The organism is Micromonospora sp. NBC_01699 (genome assembly GCF_036250065.1).
GTDB lineage: Bacteria > Actinomycetota > Actinomycetes > Mycobacteriales > Micromonosporaceae > Micromonospora_G.
The window spans coordinates 4,436,776-4,452,834 of record NZ_CP109199.1; the positions used below are offsets into that span (position 1 = coordinate 4,436,776).

At 69.9% G+C, this 16,059-nt stretch carries 17 protein-coding genes; 6 read left to right on the forward strand and 11 right to left on the reverse strand.

The features are described 5' to 3' along the window. Positions 1 to 120: 120 nt before the first annotated feature. The 3 genes from OG792_RS19060 to OG792_RS19070 form a co-directional block, all read right to left on the reverse strand. Positions 121 to 312, reverse strand: a complete 192-nt coding sequence (locus OG792_RS19060; protein WP_329100726.1) for a DUF397 domain-containing protein — start codon at positions 310 to 312, stop codon at positions 121 to 123. After that, entirely contained in the window at positions 309 to 1,268 is a 960-nt protein-coding gene (locus OG792_RS19065; protein WP_329100728.1) for a helix-turn-helix domain-containing protein, read from the reverse strand. Before OG792_RS19065 ends, OG792_RS19060 begins: the two co-directional genes overlap by 4 nt. 185 nt (positions 1,269 to 1,453) lie before the next feature. Then, positions 1,454 to 3,391: an ABC transporter ATP-binding protein gene (locus OG792_RS19070; RefSeq protein WP_329100730.1), complete on the reverse strand. Its 1,938-nt coding sequence runs from the start codon at positions 3,389 to 3,391 to the stop codon at positions 1,454 to 1,456. 551 nt (positions 3,392 to 3,942) lie between these two features. On the opposite strand from OG792_RS19070, the gene OG792_RS19075 reads away from it, so the two are divergent. Continuing rightward, positions 3,943 to 5,208, forward strand: a complete 1,266-nt coding sequence (locus OG792_RS19075; protein ID WP_329100732.1) for an endonuclease/exonuclease/phosphatase family protein — start codon at positions 3,943 to 3,945, stop codon at positions 5,206 to 5,208. A gap of 101 nt (positions 5,209 to 5,309) precedes the next feature. On the opposite strand, the gene OG792_RS19080 is transcribed toward OG792_RS19075, so the two are convergent. Further along, positions 5,310 to 5,954 (reverse strand): M23 family metallopeptidase, encoded by a 645-nt coding sequence (locus tag OG792_RS19080; protein WP_329100735.1) that lies wholly within the window; start codon positions 5,952 to 5,954, stop codon positions 5,310 to 5,312. Between the two features lie 100 nt (positions 5,955 to 6,054). Beyond that, positions 6,055 to 6,849, reverse strand: a complete 795-nt coding sequence (locus tag OG792_RS19085; RefSeq protein ID WP_329100737.1) for an SDR family NAD(P)-dependent oxidoreductase — start codon at positions 6,847 to 6,849, stop codon at positions 6,055 to 6,057. Between the two features lie 18 nt (positions 6,850 to 6,867). On the opposite strand from OG792_RS19085, the gene OG792_RS19090 reads away from it, so the two are divergent. Continuing rightward, complete coding sequence (locus OG792_RS19090; RefSeq protein WP_329100739.1) at positions 6,868 to 7,473, forward strand: TetR/AcrR family transcriptional regulator; 606 nt, start codon at positions 6,868 to 6,870, stop codon at positions 7,471 to 7,473. 41 nt (positions 7,474 to 7,514) lie between these two features. Here OG792_RS19090 and OG792_RS19095 read toward each other — a convergent pair whose 3' ends face one another. Further along, positions 7,515 to 7,985, reverse strand: a complete 471-nt coding sequence (locus tag OG792_RS19095; protein ID WP_329100741.1) for a deaminase — start codon at positions 7,983 to 7,985, stop codon at positions 7,515 to 7,517. Here OG792_RS19095 and OG792_RS19100 point away from each other — a divergent pair. Then, on the forward strand, positions 7,984 to 8,343 hold the full coding sequence (locus OG792_RS19100; RefSeq protein WP_329100744.1) for a hypothetical protein: 360 nt from the start codon (positions 7,984 to 7,986) through the stop codon (positions 8,341 to 8,343). The genes OG792_RS19095 and OG792_RS19100 overlap by 2 nt on opposite strands. A gap of 114 nt (positions 8,344 to 8,457) precedes the next feature. On the opposite strand, the gene OG792_RS19105 is transcribed toward OG792_RS19100, so the two are convergent. Then, entirely contained in the window at positions 8,458 to 9,042 is a 585-nt protein-coding gene (locus OG792_RS19105; RefSeq protein WP_329100746.1) for a MerR family transcriptional regulator, read from the reverse strand. Positions 9,043 to 9,902: 860 nt separating this feature from the next. Here OG792_RS19105 and OG792_RS19110 point away from each other — a divergent pair. After that, complete coding sequence (locus OG792_RS19110) at positions 9,903 to 10,349, forward strand: hypothetical protein (protein ID WP_329100748.1); 447 nt, start codon at positions 9,903 to 9,905, stop codon at positions 10,347 to 10,349. A gap of 129 nt (positions 10,350 to 10,478) precedes the next feature. On the opposite strand, the gene OG792_RS19115 is transcribed toward OG792_RS19110, so the two are convergent. The 4 genes from OG792_RS19115 to OG792_RS19130 are packed head-to-tail and all read right to left on the reverse strand — an operon-like array spanning position 10,479 to position 14,039. Next, positions 10,479 to 11,690, reverse strand: coding sequence for an ABC transporter permease (locus OG792_RS19115; protein ID WP_329100750.1), 1,212 nt, complete (start codon positions 11,688 to 11,690; stop codon positions 10,479 to 10,481). Further along, positions 11,687 to 12,370, reverse strand: coding sequence for an ABC transporter ATP-binding protein (locus OG792_RS19120; protein ID WP_329111321.1), 684 nt, complete (start codon positions 12,368 to 12,370; stop codon positions 11,687 to 11,689). Before OG792_RS19120 ends, OG792_RS19115 begins: the two co-directional genes overlap by 4 nt. Before the next feature lie 5 nt (positions 12,371 to 12,375). Beyond that, complete coding sequence (locus tag OG792_RS19125) at positions 12,376 to 13,497, reverse strand: peptidoglycan-binding domain-containing protein (RefSeq protein ID WP_329100752.1); 1,122 nt, start codon at positions 13,495 to 13,497, stop codon at positions 12,376 to 12,378. Beyond that, positions 13,494 to 14,039: a hypothetical protein gene (locus OG792_RS19130; protein ID WP_329100754.1), complete on the reverse strand. Its 546-nt coding sequence runs from the start codon at positions 14,037 to 14,039 to the stop codon at positions 13,494 to 13,496. Before OG792_RS19130 ends, OG792_RS19125 begins: the two co-directional genes overlap by 4 nt. A 157-nt stretch (positions 14,040 to 14,196) precedes the next feature. Between OG792_RS19130 and OG792_RS19135 the strand changes: the two genes are divergently transcribed. Together OG792_RS19135 and OG792_RS19140 are read left to right on the forward strand one after the other, a co-directional pair. After that, a complete protein-coding gene (locus OG792_RS19135) occupies positions 14,197 to 14,856 on the forward strand; it encodes a response regulator transcription factor (RefSeq protein ID WP_329100756.1) in 660 nt (219 codons plus the stop codon). 65 nt (positions 14,857 to 14,921) lie between these two features. Beyond that, positions 14,922 to 16,049 (forward strand): sensor histidine kinase, encoded by a 1,128-nt coding sequence (locus OG792_RS19140; protein ID WP_329100758.1) that lies wholly within the window; start codon positions 14,922 to 14,924, stop codon positions 16,047 to 16,049. The last annotated feature ends 10 nt before the right edge of the window (positions 16,050 to 16,059 follow it).

A 16,059-nucleotide genomic window follows, 5' to 3' on the forward strand; every position in this document is an offset into this window, starting at 1 on the left:
CGAAAAACGTCATTCTCTGTTTCTCTCTCAAGAGTTCGCTTCTCCTGAGGAGGATTAAGGGAATGACGTTTTTCGTCACAGTCGTCAGCAGACAGGGCACCCCGTGCCCGCTACGGGCGGTTACTGCTGCTTTGCCAGCCCGACGAACGCGCTCCACGCCTCCGGCCCGAAGGTCAGCGTGCCACCGTCACGGTCCTTGGTGTCCCGGACATGTACGCGACCAGGCAGGTTGTCGGCGACCTCTACACACTGCCCGCCCGCGCCGTTGCTGCGGCTCGACTTCCGCCACACGGCACCGGTTAGGTTGCTCATTGCTGCATCTCCTTGGCTATCACGGCTAGTAGGTCGGCCGACCGGTCCGCGTCGAGCGCCAGACCCTCAAGCGCCTTCCAAGTCACAGAGTTCAACGCAACTTCCGTCGGCCTGTCGAGGTAGAGGGCACCCGTCAACGACTCGCGGTAGACAGTAGTGGGCTCGGGGGTGCGGATTCCGAACGTGGGGAACTCCAAGATGACGAAGCCGTCGCCGGTCAGGGCGTAGTTGGGTGGAGTGGTCCGAGGCACGACGCGGATCGATGCCACCTCGGCGGCCACCTGGTTGTGAAGGTGAACTAGCTGGTTTGCCATGCCGGGGGTCGGCCGGCGCAGCACGTTCTCATCCACAATGACCTCTAGGCGCGGGGGTTCCGGCTGCTTCCGCTTCAAGATCTTCTGACGTTCCATGCGGACCTCGACCAGACGGTCGGCCTCACGTGTGGGAAGACCCGGATGCGATCGCAGTAGGCGCTCGGCGTACTCCCTGGTTTGCAGCAGTCCAGGCAGCGAGTTCGGCTCCCAGTGACGCAGCCGGGAGGCCGCCGCTTCCATCCCGACATACAGCTCGAACCAGGCCGGCAAGGTGTCGCCGTAGGCGTGCCACCAGCCGTTCGCCTTCGTTTCTGCGGCCAATTTGATGAGGGCCTGGGTCATCTCGGCATACGTGCCGTACAGCGAGCACATGGCTGCGACGTCACGAGCCTTAACCGACGAGCCCCCACCCTCGATCCGGTACATGGTGGACCGCGACCACTCCAGCGCCTCACCGGCGGCCTCTAGGGACAGTCCAGCCTCCTCCGCCCACCACGCCGAGTCCACCGGTGAGGAACCCTCGATCGCGGCTTGCAGCATCGCCGGGGTGCAGGCCGGCTGGCCGGGCAGCCGGTCGGCGTTGACCAGCGCGACCAGTTCCGGGGTGGCGGTGGTGACCGGGGTCAGCAGGGACGTGGCCATGACTGGTCAGCCTCCTCCCCTGAGCGGAGACGCCCGCCGCAGGCCGGGCTGACCACGATCAGACCCATGTACCGGATAGTGGGCTGTTATCGGGTGCCCGGGCGAGTCAGCGGCCGTTCTCCTTCTTCCAGCGTTCGGCGGCCTCGTAGCCGTCGCGTCGTCATCGACGACGACCCGACCGCGGCTCACGGTGCGACCCCGGGTAGGTACCCGGCCGCCTGTAGGTCGAACAGTTCGCGATAGAGCCCGTCCTGGGCCATCAGCTCGTCGTGGTCGCCCTGCTGGACGAGTCGCCCGTCGCGCATGACGAAGATCCGGTCGGCGTGCCGGACGTTGGCGAGCCGGTGGGTGATCAGGACGACCAGACGGTCGGGATGACGGCGCAGGTGCTGGAACATGGCGTGTTCGGCCCGCGCGTCGAGGGCGGCCGAGGGTTCGTCGCAGACCAGCAGGCGGGCGTTGCGGTAGAGGCTGCGGGCGGCGACCAGCCGTTGCCACTGGCCACCGGACAGGTCGTGGCCGTTCTTGAACTCGCGGTCGAGCAGGGTGTCGTAGCCGTACGGCAGGTCGAGGATCATGTCGTGGGCGGCGGCGGCCCGGGCGGCGTCCTCCATGCTCGGACCCGGCCGGTGTACCGGACGGTCGTGTCGTCCGATGAGGATGTTCTGCCGGGCGGTGAAGGGGAACCGCCACCAGTCCTGGCTCATCACCGCGACGTGCGAGGCAAGGCTGTACGGGTCGAGTTCGGCGGTGTCGGTGCCGTCCCAGCGGATGGCACCGGAGCTGGGCCGGTACAGCCCGGCGATGAGCTTGGCCAGTGTTGTCTTGCCCGAGCCGTTCTCCCCGACCAGGGCGATCACCTCACCCCGCCGTACGGTGAGGCTGACCTCGTCCACCGCCGGGGTGTCGGTGTCCGGGTAGCTCAAACTGACCCGGTCGAGTTCGATCGCGTCGAACCCGGTGGTGGCCCGACCGTCGGCCGGCCGGGTACGACCGTGGGCGCGGTCGAGGAAGTCGCGGTAGTCCTGGTAGTAGAGGGCGTCCTCGTACAGCGAGTTGGTGGCGAACACGGCGATCCCGAGGCTGGAGTGCGCGGACTGCAACGCCAGCAGCGCGGTCGCGGCGGCGGCGAGGGCGACCCACCCGACGAGGAGCAGACCGCCGAGGACCCCGTACACCGCGAAGCTGGCCAGCCCGGCGACGGACGCCCCGAACACGCGGGTCTTGGTCTGCGAGCGGACCAGGTCGAGATCGGCGCGGGTCTCGGCGGTCATCATCCGCCGGTACTCGCCGAGCAGGAACTCCCGCATCTGGTAGGAGCGGATCTCCGCCGCCGTGTGCCGGTTGGCCATCAGGGTGGCGAGCATCCACATCCGGCGGCGTCGGGTGATCCGGGCCAGCAGGTTCAGGTACTGGCGGCGGGCGATCCGTACCGCGGTGATCGCCTCGGGTACGGCGGCGAGCAGCAGGCAGGGCAGCAGGATGGGTTGGATGACGGCGACCGCGACGGCGGTGGCGAGCACGCCGACCACGCCGGTGATGAGGTTGACGGTGTTGTCGACGATCGAGGCCGCCTCCCGCATGCCCCGGTCCCGGGCCCGGTCCATCTCCTCGGCGAACCCGGCGTCGTCGAACGCGGCCAGGTCCACCGCCGTGGTCGCCTCGAACATCCGCAGTTCCACCCGATAGTTGATCTGCGGCATCAACCGGGCCTGGGCCCAACCGGCGGCGATCGTCAGGCCACCCTTGGCCATCACCGCCGCCGCTGCCACCGCGAGCGCCGGCAGCGCGGCGCGTACCCGGTCCGGGGTCGGACCGGCGGCGAACAACTCGGTCAGCACGGTGGTCGTGGCCAGCAGTCCGAAGGTGGTCATGAACCCGGCGGCGATGTTGAGGCCGATCGAGGCGATCGTGTCCCGGCGGCTTGTCGCCCACGCCACCCCGATCGCTTCCCGCACCAGGTGGGGCAGGCGCCGGGCCACCGCCCAGAAGCTCGTCTGCGCGACCTCGCGGGCGTGGTGCATCCAGTCGGGATCCTCCATCTCCGGCAGCACCGACTCGTCGGCGTTGTTCGTCGTCTCGTCCTGGTCCGCGGGCTGACGGGGGCTGATCACGGTCTCCACACGACCTCCTCAAGCAGCGGGTGGAACTTCGGCCGGCGCGGGGCGGCAACGGGTCTCGGGCAGGGTGCGTCACCGGGCTGCCACCGGAGTCTGGATTTGGCGGACGGGGCGTCTTCGCCGAGCGCGAGGACGAGGTACCACGCAGCGGCAGCTTACGTTCAGCAACCAGATCGAGTCACGCAGTTACCGGCGTGTCGAACACGTGTGTCAACGTCCGTACTCACGCCCTGATCGAGAGGGTCGGGGCCCCGTCGGACGCTCGTCCGGGTCACAGCCCCTAACCATCCTAGGAACCTGGACTGATAGCTCGCGGAGCGGATGGCCCGACCTGCCGGGAGTGACCTGAGGTAGCGCTTCCGGGACGGCCAGCCGACCCCGGCCCGGCGACGAGCCCCGGTGCTGACGAGTCCCAGTGTTCATGTAGCCGCCACCGGTTGGTAGGCGTCCGCCGATAGACACGCGTACGGACGTCGACACCGATGATGGTCCGGTGTGGACTGTGCCGGGCGGTCGCGGGATACCGCGGCCGGATGACATGACGAGGAGGATGCATGTCCTTGAACCTGAGGCGTTTTCGAGAGGTCGTGGCCCGTAGCGCAATGCTCGCCGCCGCGGTGGCCCTCGCGCTGCCCACCATCGCGGTACCGGCCGCAGCGCACGGCGGTGGCGGTGGCGAGCTGCGGTTCGCCACGTTCAACGCCTCCCTCAACCGGGGCACCGCCGGGGCGCTGCGGGCCGACCTGTCCACGCCGGGCAACGCACAGGCCCGGACGATCGCCGAGATCGTGCAGCGCTCCCGGCCGGACGTGTTGCTGATCAACGAGTTCGACTTCGACCCGCAGGCGGCGCGGCTGTTCCGGGACAACTACCTGGCGGTCGGCCAGAACGGCGCGAGGCCGGTCTCCTACCCGTACTGGTTCATCGCGTCCAGCAACACCGGCATCGTGTCGGGCTTCGACCTGAACAACGACGGCACGGTGGTCACCCAGCCGGGCGCGCCCGGGTACGGCGACGACGCGCTGGGCTTCGGCGCCTTCCCCGGCCAGTACGGCATGGTCGTCTACTCCCGCCACCCGATCGACACCGGGAACACCCGCACCTTCCAGAACTTCCGCTGGAAGGACATGCCGGGCGCGCTGCTGCCCGACGACCCGACCACCGCGGCACCCGGCGACTTCTACTCCCGGCAGGAGCTGGCGGCGGTCCGGCTGTCGTCGAAGAGCCACTGGGACCTGCCGATCCGGGTCGGGCACGAGACCGTGCACTTCCTGGTCAGCCACCCCACGCCGCCGGTCTTCGACGGGGCCGAGGACCGCAACGGGCGGCGCAACTTCGACGAGATCCGGTTCTGGGCCGACTACGTACGTCCCGGAGGCGGCCGCTACATCTACGACGACGAGGGGCACCGGGGCGGACTGCGACCCGGTTCCGAGTTCGTGATCGCCGGCGACCAGAACTCGGACCCGTTCGACGGCGACAGCATCCCGGGGGCGGCCCAGCAGCTCCTCGACCACCCTCGGGTCAACGCCCGGTTCACCCCGTCGAGCGCGGGCGCCGCCGAGGCCGGCGCGCTACAGGGCGGGGTCAACAGCGCCCACCGCACCAATCCCGCCCAGGACACGGCCGACTTCGCCGACGTCCCCGGACCGGGTAACCTGCGCGCCGACTACGTGCTGCCCTCGCGCGGGCTGAACGTACGCGGTGGTGGTGTGTTCTGGCCGGTGGCCGGTGACCCGCTGGCGCGGCTCACCGGCACGTTCCCGTTCCCCAGTTCCGACCACCGGCTGGTCTGGCTCGACCTCCGCGTCGGCCGATAGCCCGACCAGGTCGGCGGCCGCCGAAAGGCGAGCGGGTCCCTGGCGTACGCCGTGCGTCAGGGACCCGGATCCGCCCGGCGGCTCCCGGCGGCCGATAGTGGCTACGGCCGTTCGGGAACGCAGTTCTCGCTCGTCCGCGTGACCGTGTACTCGGCCTCGTCGTGGGTGATTTCCGACGGTGCACCGTCGAAGTGGGTCTCGACCTTGTCCCAGCCCCGGCGCTGTTCATAGTGCAGGTGCGGGGCACCGGAGTTGCCGGTGCTGCCGACCCGGCCGATCTGCTCGCCCATCTCGACTCGCTGACCGACCCGGACCGACGGTGGTTCCAGCAGGTGGAGGTACTGCGTCTCCCACCTGCCACCGTGGTCGATCTTCACCCAGTAACCGCCGCCGCGCCCGCGCGGGCCGTCCGGGTTGTCGGGGGTGCGGTCGCCCAGGGATCCGTTGATTCCCGCCTCGGTGACCGCGCCGGCGTAGGACGCGAGCACCGGGCGTCCCCAGGCCTCGCCCTCGGTGGGAAACAGGTCGACGTCGTAGTCGTCGTGGCCGGGGTAGGTGCCGAGCTGCCAGGTCTCGCCGCAGGGAACGGGGAGCTGGAAGAGCGGGCGCGGGCCCGGCGGCCGCAGCATCGTCACGACGACCACGACCACGGCGAGAACGGCCGCGACCGCACCGAGCGCGAACACGGCCCATACGGCGCGGACCCGGCAGCGGGTACGGGGGCTGGTCGGGCGGCCGGTCGTCATCACCCCGAGCCTGCCAGACGCCGGCAAGGCGGGCGACCTTCAGGGGGCGCGGGAGCGGGCCGACGGATCGGACCCAACCGGCTGGCCACGACGGTCCGGGCTATCGGAGGCGAGGTCCGAGGTGCAGGCCCCCGCTGGCATCGAGCACCTGGCCGGTGATCCACCTGGCGTTGTCGGAGGCCAGGAACGCGACGATGTCGGCGATGTCGGCGGCATCCCCCAGCCGGTTCAGGGCGGTGCGTTCGGCGACGAACTCCGCGAACCCGGGTGCCTCGAAGAACGATCCGTTCGTCGCTGTCCGGGTGGCGCCCGGCGCGACCGCGTTCACCGTGATCCCGCGCACGCCCAGTTCGTTGGCGAGCGTCCGGCTCATCGTCTCGATCGCTCCCTTGGTCATGGCGAAGGAGGTCTGGGTGGTGTTGGCCATCCGGGTGGCGACCGACGAGATCGTGATGATCCGCCCGCCGTCCCTCAGCGCCGGCAGGAGCCTTCGGACCAGGAAGTACGGGGCCTTGACGTTGACCGCGAAGAGGTGGTCGAACTGCTCCGGGGTTGTGTCGTCAATGGATCCTGCCGGTGCCGCGGCCGCGTTGTTGACCAGGATGTCGAATTGCCCGCCGCTGAGACCGGCTTCGAAACCGCGGACGACGGTGTCGACGTCGCCCTCGACGCCGAGTTCGGCCCGGACCAGGAATCCGGTCCCGCCGACGGACTCGACCGCCGCCAGCGTCGACTTCGCGCCGGTCTCGTCGGAGCCGTAGTGCACGGCCACGGCGGCGCCGGCGGTGGCGAGCCGGATGGCGATCGCCTGCCCGATTCCACGCGACGCGCCGGTCACCAGGGCGACGCGGCCGACGAGTTCTCGCCCACGGCCATCGCGGTTAGTCTCTGTCATGATGGTAGTGTCTACCACATGAGCGAAATCGGATCCACCCTCCGGGATCGCCGCCGAGCGGAGACCCAACGCACGATCCAGATCCAGGCGGTACGACTGTTCATCGAGCACGGTTATCAATCGGTCACCGTGAACCAGGTCGCCGAGGCCGCGGGCGTCTCGCCGATGACGCTGTACCGGCACTTCGCCACGAAGGAGGACCTGGTCCTCGTCGACCAGATCGACCGACTCATCGCCGAGCGGATCGCCGCTGGACCTCCTGACGGTTCCCCGGTCCAGCGGATCGGCCGGGCCCTGATCGAGACCGCGGCCGCGATCACCGGTTCCCCGGATGGCGCCAACGAGCTACTGCTCGACCGCCTCAAGTTGATGATCAGCACGCCAGCCCTCCGGGCAAGGCATCTGGACAGCCAATACGCCATGCAGCAGGCCATTGTCGACGCCCTGTGCGGTGAAAACGCCGACGCCGAGACCGAGTTCCGGGTCCGGGCCTCGTCCGGCGCCTGCCTCGCCGCACTGCACGTCGCGCTGACCCGCTGGGCCGGTGAGGACGGCCGGCCCGACCTCCCCGATCTGATCGCCACAGCGCTTTCCGCCGCCCTCGACGGGCAGGCCGACCGGTAGGAGACGGTCGACAAAGCCGCGCCCGCCGGCCCGACCGCGTACTAGCGGTAGTAGCCGTCGACCGGGATGCGCGCCTCGTCGGGCAGGGACGGACCTTCGTGCGGCACGACCGGGAACCCGCCGGACGGCTTCAGGGCCAGGAGTTGCTCGGTGGACAGCGCGTACACGACACGGCCGAGCCCGGAGCGTTCGATGGCACCGGTGCACATGTTGCACGGCTGGCAGCTGGTGTACATGGTCGTGCCCGCCGCCGTGTCGGCCGCGAGTTCTCGGCCCGCCCACCTGGCCGCGACGGTGGCCGCGGGTGCGGCGCTGGGCGCGGTCCTGCTCGGCCAGGTGGCCCTCGTCGGCCCGGCGGCCGCAGTGCCCGGCCTGCTGCTCAGGACGACGTTCGGACCGAGCGACAGCGTCGCCAAGACGCAGAGGGCGATCTGCCCGTCGGGCACCAGGGTCATCGGCGGCGGCGGTGCGGTCACCGGATCGGGGCCCGGACAGGTCGGTCTGGACATCATGCTGCCGCTGGCCGACGCCAACCTCTACTCGGTGACCGGCCGCGAGGACGCCAACGGCGTCGCCGGCAACTGGGCGGTCACCGCCAGCGCGCTCTGTGCCCCACCGCCCGCCGGCCTTGAGGTGATCAACGGTCAGTCGGCGATCAACTCCGTCAACCCGAAGTTCCTGGAGCTGTCCTGCCCGGCGGGCAAGCGGGTGCACGGGGTGGGCGGTGAGATTGTCGGCGGCAACGGTCAGGTACGCCTGACCGAGATGCGGGCCACCTCGTTGACGACGGTGACCGTCCGCGCCGCCGAGGACGAGGACGGCTTCGGCAGCGACTGGAAGGTCCGCGCGTACGCCGTCTGCGCGGCCTGACCGACCAGCCGTACCCGTGGTCCCGCGTCGATTCGTCGGCGCGGGACCACGGCTGTTGCGCTCCACCCATCCGGCGCCCCTGGCGGCCTCGTCACGCCACCGGCCGCCACGACGTCAGCCCGTCGGTTGCTCCTGGAGCCACAGTCCGATGCGCACCGCCTCCACGGTCAGGTCCAGCAGTTCCTGCCGTTGCTCGCTGCCGCCGGGGACTCGGCGCAGCAGTTCGGCGCGTACCCGTGACAGCGCGCCCTCGGCGAGCGGCTGCACCGCCGTCACCGCGTCGGCGAGAACCCGCAACGCGTCGGTGAGCGGCGTCTCGGGCCGGCTCGCCGCCCTGGCCGCGAGCACCGCCCGTACGCCGAACACCGCGAACGCGCCGTCCGGCCGCCGGATCAGCACGCCGCTGTTGGTGAGCGCGTGCATCAGATCCGGATTGGTACGCAGCACGCTGCTGATCGTCGCCGCCGGCAGGATGAACTGCCCGAGTACCAGGTCGGGGTCGAGCAGGGCCCGGATCGCCTCCAGGGGAAGGCCCTGGCCCTGCAACTGGGCGACGTTGCGCATGCGGGTCAGATGCGACCGGTCGTAATACGGGGTACGGCCGATCCGGGCCGGCGGCTGTAACAGTCCTCTCGTGTGGTACGAGCGGATCGTGCGTGGAGTGAGACAGACCTCGGCCGCGAAACGATCAATAGTCATCAACTCTGGTCACTACCTTCGATCATCGTCGCGGTGATTCCGGAGCCCCGGGCGGAAGCACCACAGACAGTTGTCACAGTCGCACCACCCCCTCACGGCCAAGCCCGAGAGGGAAAGCAGAAGGATTCACGGAGGAGACGAACGCCGCTGCCACACTTCGGCGAGAGTGAGCTGTCAGCTGATCTCACCCGTCCGAGCGCATCCGCCCGGAGCAGTTGCGGCGAGGCATTTCGTGGATATTTCTCCATCCTCCCTGAATCCAGATTGTGACAGTGTCGCGATAAGCAGAACATAAGGTGTCCATCAATGCGTTGGCCACCCGCGCACACCCGACGCCGCCGCCCTCCGGACGCCCGAGCGACCCTGCGCCGTTTTGCGACACAGCAGGCAGTTAGCGCGTTTTACCATGGTGTCCGCACTTTACGGGCGAGTGGCCGACACATTGGCGACGCCGATCGAGACGCTCGATCGCAGCGACCCGCCCGTAGTCAATTTGGTCCGACATCAATTTGTACCAAGTTGACCGTTCTTGCCGCCCGCGCTCCGCCCACTAATGGAAGCCGCCCACATCGATCACGATTAGGGCAAGCCAGGCCCCCTGTCACCGCCCACGAATCAGCCTCCCGTACACCGATGGGCGTCGGCCGTGCGACGCATATCCGACGGCAATCGGATTGACAAAAACCGCACTGACCGTTCGTCGTATCCGCAAAGGACGATCAGGGGAGCCCGAAAAAGGATGAATATTCAGCACTATCCATGTCTCGTGGAAGGAAACGCTTCCGTTTATATGAGCGATCCCACGAACTGCCGATCCTTATTGGTGTCCGCGAAATCCAAGACTTCAGGGAGGTCCCAGGATGAACGTTTCCGCAACTTCCGGGCAAAAGGGGAGAGGCTTCCGCACTCTCCTGCTACAGGGGACGCTGGCCGTGGCCATGCTCTTCGCGGCCGCGATGATCGCCAGCCCCGCTCAGGCGGGGGTGGACGGCACCCACAAGGTCGCCCCGACGTCCGGCACCCAGGCCGGCGTCGCCGCGCCGGCAGCCACGCCGAACGGCGCCACGGTCCTCGGTAAGGACTCGGTCGTCAAGCCGAACTGGGCGTACAGCTACACCCTGTACTACACGCCGCCGAACTTCGTCGAGGCGTACATCACGGTCACCTCGGGTTACGTCCTCTTCGGCGTGTTCTGTGACGGCTACGGCTGGGTCTATGTCGGCTGGCTCCCCGTGGGCAGTTGGTACGCCTGGGTGAACTGTGGAAGCTACACGGCGACCCAGTACCAGTTCATCGGGTCCGACTGAACCACGCGGACGGGTCACTGACCCGCAGACAGGGTGCGGCTCCCCGGATACCGGGGAGCCGCACCTGCGCGGGTACCCCGGGGACGGCCCGCCCGACGGGACCCGGACGACGGCGCGCCGCCCACCGGTTCAGCTCGTGGCCAGCGCCTCGGTCGGCGCCAGCCAGGCGGCGCGCACCGCCGGGTAGACCCCGGCGAGCACGCCGGTGACGATCGCTATCCCGATGCCACCGAGCAGTGCCTGCGGCGGCAGCACGGCGGGCCACCGTTCGTGCACCGCGTACCCGGCCGTGACCGCCGTGCCGAACAGCAGGCCGAGCCCGCCACCGATGCCGGTGAGCAGCACCGACTCCGCCAGGAACTGCCCGGCGACATGCCGGCGACTGGCCCCGAGCGCCCGGCGCAGGCCGATCTCCCGACGGCGCTCCAACACCGAAATGATCATCGTGTTGGCCACCCCGATCCCGCCGACCAGCAACGCGACCGCCCCGAGCCCGAGGAACAGCGAGGAGTACGCCCGTTCGACCAGCCGTTGCGCGGCCAGCGCGTCGGACGGCCGGGAGACGAGTACCTCGTCCGGGCGCTGCGGGTTGGCGGTACGCCCCAGCACCGCCCGCACGTCGTCGACGGCCGCGTCGTCGGTCCGTACGAAGATCTTCTCGGGCAGGCCGTCGAAGCCGAGATAGCTCTGCGCCGCCGGCCAGCCGACGAGGACCGAGTTGTCGATCTCCGGGGCCAGTGGCAGGGAGGCGAGCACCCCGATCGTGGTGAACCAGCGGTCACCGATCCAGACCGGCGGCGCGGGCTGGCCCGGACGTGGCTCGATACCGAGCAGTTCGCTGGCCCGGGAGCCGAGCACCACGACCGGATACCGCTCGGTCGCGGCGTCCAGGAACACACCGGCGCGCGTCGTCGTCTCCAGCACGGACAGCAGATCCAGCCGGGCGGCGGCGACCGCCAGTCCGTTGGTTTCCCGTTCCGGCACCCGATCGGAGCGCCGTACGGTCGCCGAGGTGTAACCGACCGCGCTGGCGCCGCGTACCGGGGCGATGTGGCTGATCATCAGGACGGACTCCGGCGGCAGCGTGGCCGGCTGTCTGGTGACCACGTCCTGCCCCGGCGTGACGGTGAGCAGGTTCGGCCCGAGCGCCGCCAACCCGGCCCGCACCGCCGCCTGGTTCGACGCCGGGATGCCGATCACCGCGATCAGGGCGGCGATGCCGATGGCGATGCCCAGCGCCGCCAGCACGGTCCGGGCCGGACGGGCCCGGATCCCGACCGTGCCGAGCCGGAGCAGGTCGGCCAGGGGCAGCCGGGTACCCGGTGGAAGTTCGACGCTCATCCGGACTCCTCGCGATAGACCACCCGATCGGCGCGGATCTCGCCGTCCAACATTTCCACCCGACGGGGCAACCGCCCGGCGATGGCCGGGTCGTGCGTGATCACCACGATCGTGGTGCCCTCGCCGTTGAGTTCCCGCAGCAGCCCGAGCACCTCGCCGCCGACGGCGGAGTCCAGGTTTCCGGTCGGCTCGTCGGCCAGCACGATGCTGGGACGGTTGACCACGGCCCGGGCGATGGCGACCCGCTGCCGCTCCCCGCCGGAGAGTTCGGTCGGCAGATGGTCGGCCCGGTGCGACAGCCCGACCCGGTCCAGGGCCTCGTCCGCCCGTGCCCGCCGGTGCCGGGCCGGCACCCCCCGGTACACCTGCGCGGCCATCAGGTTCTCCCGCGCGGTCAGCCCGTCGGTCAGGTGGAATGCCTGGAAGACGAACCCGATCCAGGAGGCCCGCACCGCCGAGAGCCGACGGTCGCCCAGCCGGTCGGTCTCGTGGCCGTTGATCCGTACGGTGCCGGAGGTGGCCCGGTCGAGCGTGCCCATCAGGTGCAGCATGGTCGACTTGCCGGAACCGGACGGACCGACGACGGCGAGCATCTCGCCCGGATACACGCGCAGGTTCGCGTGCCGCAACGCGTGGATGCCGCCCGGGTAGGTCTTCGAGACGTCCGCCAGTTCCATCACCGGCGTCATCCGGCACTCACCACCCGTACGCCCTCGGTCAGCCCGGCGCCGGACACCTCGACCAGGCCGTCGGCGAACAGGCCGAGTTCCACCGCGAGGTACCGCTGGTCACCGTCGGCGGCCTCGATCCCGTACCCGCCCTCGCGCAGCGCGAGCAGGGCCTGGACCGGTACGGCCAGCACGTCGTCGCGGCGGGCGCCGGTGAACCGTACGGTCACCGGGCCGGCGTCGATGCCGCCGGCCACCGCCGCGTCGTCGAAGGTGGCCGTCACCGCCAGCTTCGGCTGCTTGTCGTCCTCGCCGTTGGCGGTGCCGACCGAGGCGACGGTAACCGTGGCGGACCGCCCGCCGGGCAGGTCGACGGCGGCCTTCGCCCCGGGTCGGGCGAACCCGCGCTGGGATTCGTCCAGCTCGACCCGGACCAGCCGCCCGACGCCGGTGACCGCGAGCACCGGCCCCTGGGCGGAGCCGCCGAGTTGCCCGGTGACCTCGTCGACCCGTACGTCGGCGGGCAGGACCACGACGTCGCCGACGTCGATCCGGCCGGTCTCCGGCAGCTTCGACGCCCGCTGCCAGCGCTTGATCGCCCGGCCGGTGCTGGCCCGGAAGGTGCTGTCCAGCTTGCCCACGTCGTAGCCGAGGGCGTGCAGGTTCCGCTTGAGGATGAGCACGTCCGGCCCGGCGGTCACGCCGGGACCGAGGGAGCGGTACATCGGGGTGTCGCCGATGATCATCGCAACCATCCTGGCGTCCACCGAGTAGAGCCGGCCGCCCCGCTCGACCACCGTCCCCGGCCGGGGCAGCCAGGTGAGGGTGCCGGCCCTGCGGCCGGCCACCGGGCTGGGCTCGCCGTAGCCGACGGTACCGCTCGCCGCTATGCGTTCGACCAGGTCCGTCCGGGCGACGATGGCGGTCGTCCGGGGCGCGCTGTCGCGCACCGGGTCGACCGGCACCCGTTGCAGCCGACTGAACGCCACCACACCCCCGGTGCTGAGGACGACCACGGTGACGACACCACCGAGCAGCCACCGTTGCCGTCGGCGCCGCACCCGTGCCGGCCCCGTGGGGTACGCCGGCCCCGCCGCACCGGACGGCCCGGCCGCAGCCGTGGTGGACGGCTCGCTCACGACCCGGTGCCCGGGGTGTTCCCGCCGTAACCGGCCTCCCGCTGACACTCGCGCAGCTTGGCCAGTACGGTCGGATCGTTGAGGTTGAGCCCCGGCGGGATCGCCCGCGCCCCGTTGCCGGCGCCGCTGTGCGGGTCGGGGTCGGGGTAGTCGACGCCGGCCGCGCGCATGCACTTCGCGAGGATTCGTTCCTGCTCCAGCACCTCGGGGCGCAGCGGTTGCGGGTCGCCGCCGTTGGGCAGGTGCTGGCGGCACTGCTCCAGCGCGGCCAGTCGGCGCTGTCGCTGGTCCGGCGACTCGGTTTCGTCGACCTCGTTGGACAGCGGACCGGTGTTGCCGTCCAGGGAACGGGGTTCCGATTCCGCACCGAGATCGACCCCGTTGTCCTTCATGCACTCGGTGAAGTCGTCCCGCTCGGCGGCCGGGGCCAATGTCGGTGTGGCCGAACCGGATACCGAGGCCACCTCACGATCGGACCGGTCGGAACCCTCGCGGGAACAACCGCCGGTCAACAGGACCACCGTCAGCAGGACGGGTAACATCCATTGTCGTCGCATGATTTCTCCTAGTCAGGAGGATGTCGATTGTCACCGACAGGTCTACTCGCCGACTGATATGGGTGGCGTAAGCGATATTGCTTATCTCCTACTTACGACTGTTTCATGCACAATGGAGAGCGCAAACGGAGATAGGAGTTGAATGCGCGTACTGATCGTGGAGGACGAGACGGTGCTCGCCGAGGCGACCGCGGAAGGGCTGCGCCAACAGGCGATGGCGGTGGACACCTGCGGGGACGGCGCGGTCGCCCTGGAGCTGATCAGCGTCAACCGGTACGACGTGGTCGTCCTCGACCGGGACCTGCCCGTCGTCCACGGGGACGACGTCTGCCAGGCGATCGTCGCCGCCGGCGGCGAAACCAGGGTGATCATGCTGACCGCCTCGGTCGAGCTGGACGACCGGGTGTACGGACTCAACATCGGCGCGGACGACTACCTGACCAAGCCATTCGCACTCGCCGAACTCATCGCCCGGGTCCAGGCACTCGGTAGACGCGCACGACCCGCACTCCCCCCGGTGCTCCGCCGGGCCGGTATCGAACTCGACGTACCCCGGCACCAGGTGTTCCGGGACGGCCGGTTCGTCGCGCTATCCCGGAAGGAGTTCGCCGTCCTGGAAGTGCTGATGCGGGCCGAGGGAGCCGCGGTCAGCGCCGAGGAACTATTGGAGAAGGCATGGGACGAGCACATCGATCCGTTCACCAACGCGGTCCGGGTGACGATAATGACGCTGCGCAAGAAACTCGGCTCCCCGTCGGTGATCGAGACACTGGCCGGCGTCGGCTACCGGCTGGGCGGCTAGCCCTGCCGCTGTCGCTGTCCCGTCGGCTCACCTTCAAGGGACACCTGGCCCTGCTCTGCGGCGGGATGTTCGTCCTCAGCGCGACCGTCCTGCTCGCGATCAACTACCTCCTGGTCCGCGCCGCCCTCCCACCGGCCGTGGCCGAGGGCGCCGAAACCGGCCACAGCGGTCCGACCTCGATCGTCCGGCCGATCGAGGCCGACACCGTCGCCGAGTACCGGATCGACGTACTGAACACGCTGCTCGCCCAGTCCAGCGTCACGCTGTCCATCACGCTCCTGCTGGCGCTGCTGGTGGGCTGGATCGTGGCCAGCCGGATGCTCCGGCCGGTACGGGCGATGGCCGCCACCGCGCGGCGGCTCAGCGCCGACAACCTCGACCAGCGGATCCGGATGCAGGGTCCCCGGGACGAGCTGACCGACCTCGCCGACACCTTCGACAAGATGCTCGACCGGCTCTCGGCCTCGTTCGACAGCCAGCGCCGCTTCGTCGCCAACGCCTCGCACGAACTGCGTACGCCGCTGGCGGCGCAACGCACGCTGGTCGAGGTCGCCCTGGGCCGGGACACCAGCGATCCGTCGGTACGCGACCTGTGCGGGCGCCTGCTCGCCATGAACGTACGGATCGAGTCGATGATCGAGGGGCTGCTCGTACTCGCCCGCAGTGACCGGGGCCTGGACGTCCAGGAGCCGGTCCGCCTCGACCAGGTGGCGGCCTCGGTGATCGACGCGCAACGCGGTCCGGCCGCCCGCGCCGGGCTGCGCATCCACAGCGAGTTGACACCGCAACTGGTCGACGGGGAACGGGTGCTGCTGGAGCGGCTGGTGAACAACCTGGTCGACAACGCGATCAAGTACAACCACCCGGGCGGCCAGGTCTGGCTGCGGGTGGGCGGCGGTACGGCACTGCGGGTCGGCAACACCGGCCCGACGGTGCCGGTCACCTCCACCTCCGAGCTGTTCGAACCGTTCCGGCAGCTCCGCCGCGGCCGGGACGGCTCCGGGCACGGGGTCGGTCTGGGGCTGTCGATCGTCGCCTCGATCGCCTCGGCGCACCGGGGCTCGGTACACGCCGACCCACGCGACGGCGGCGGCCTCGACGTCGTCGTCCGGCTGCCGCGCTCCGCGTCGGCGTCCTTCCTGCACCCTGAGGACGGACGAAGGACGTCGTCGGGCACACGGGCCCAACCCTGACCCCGGCCGG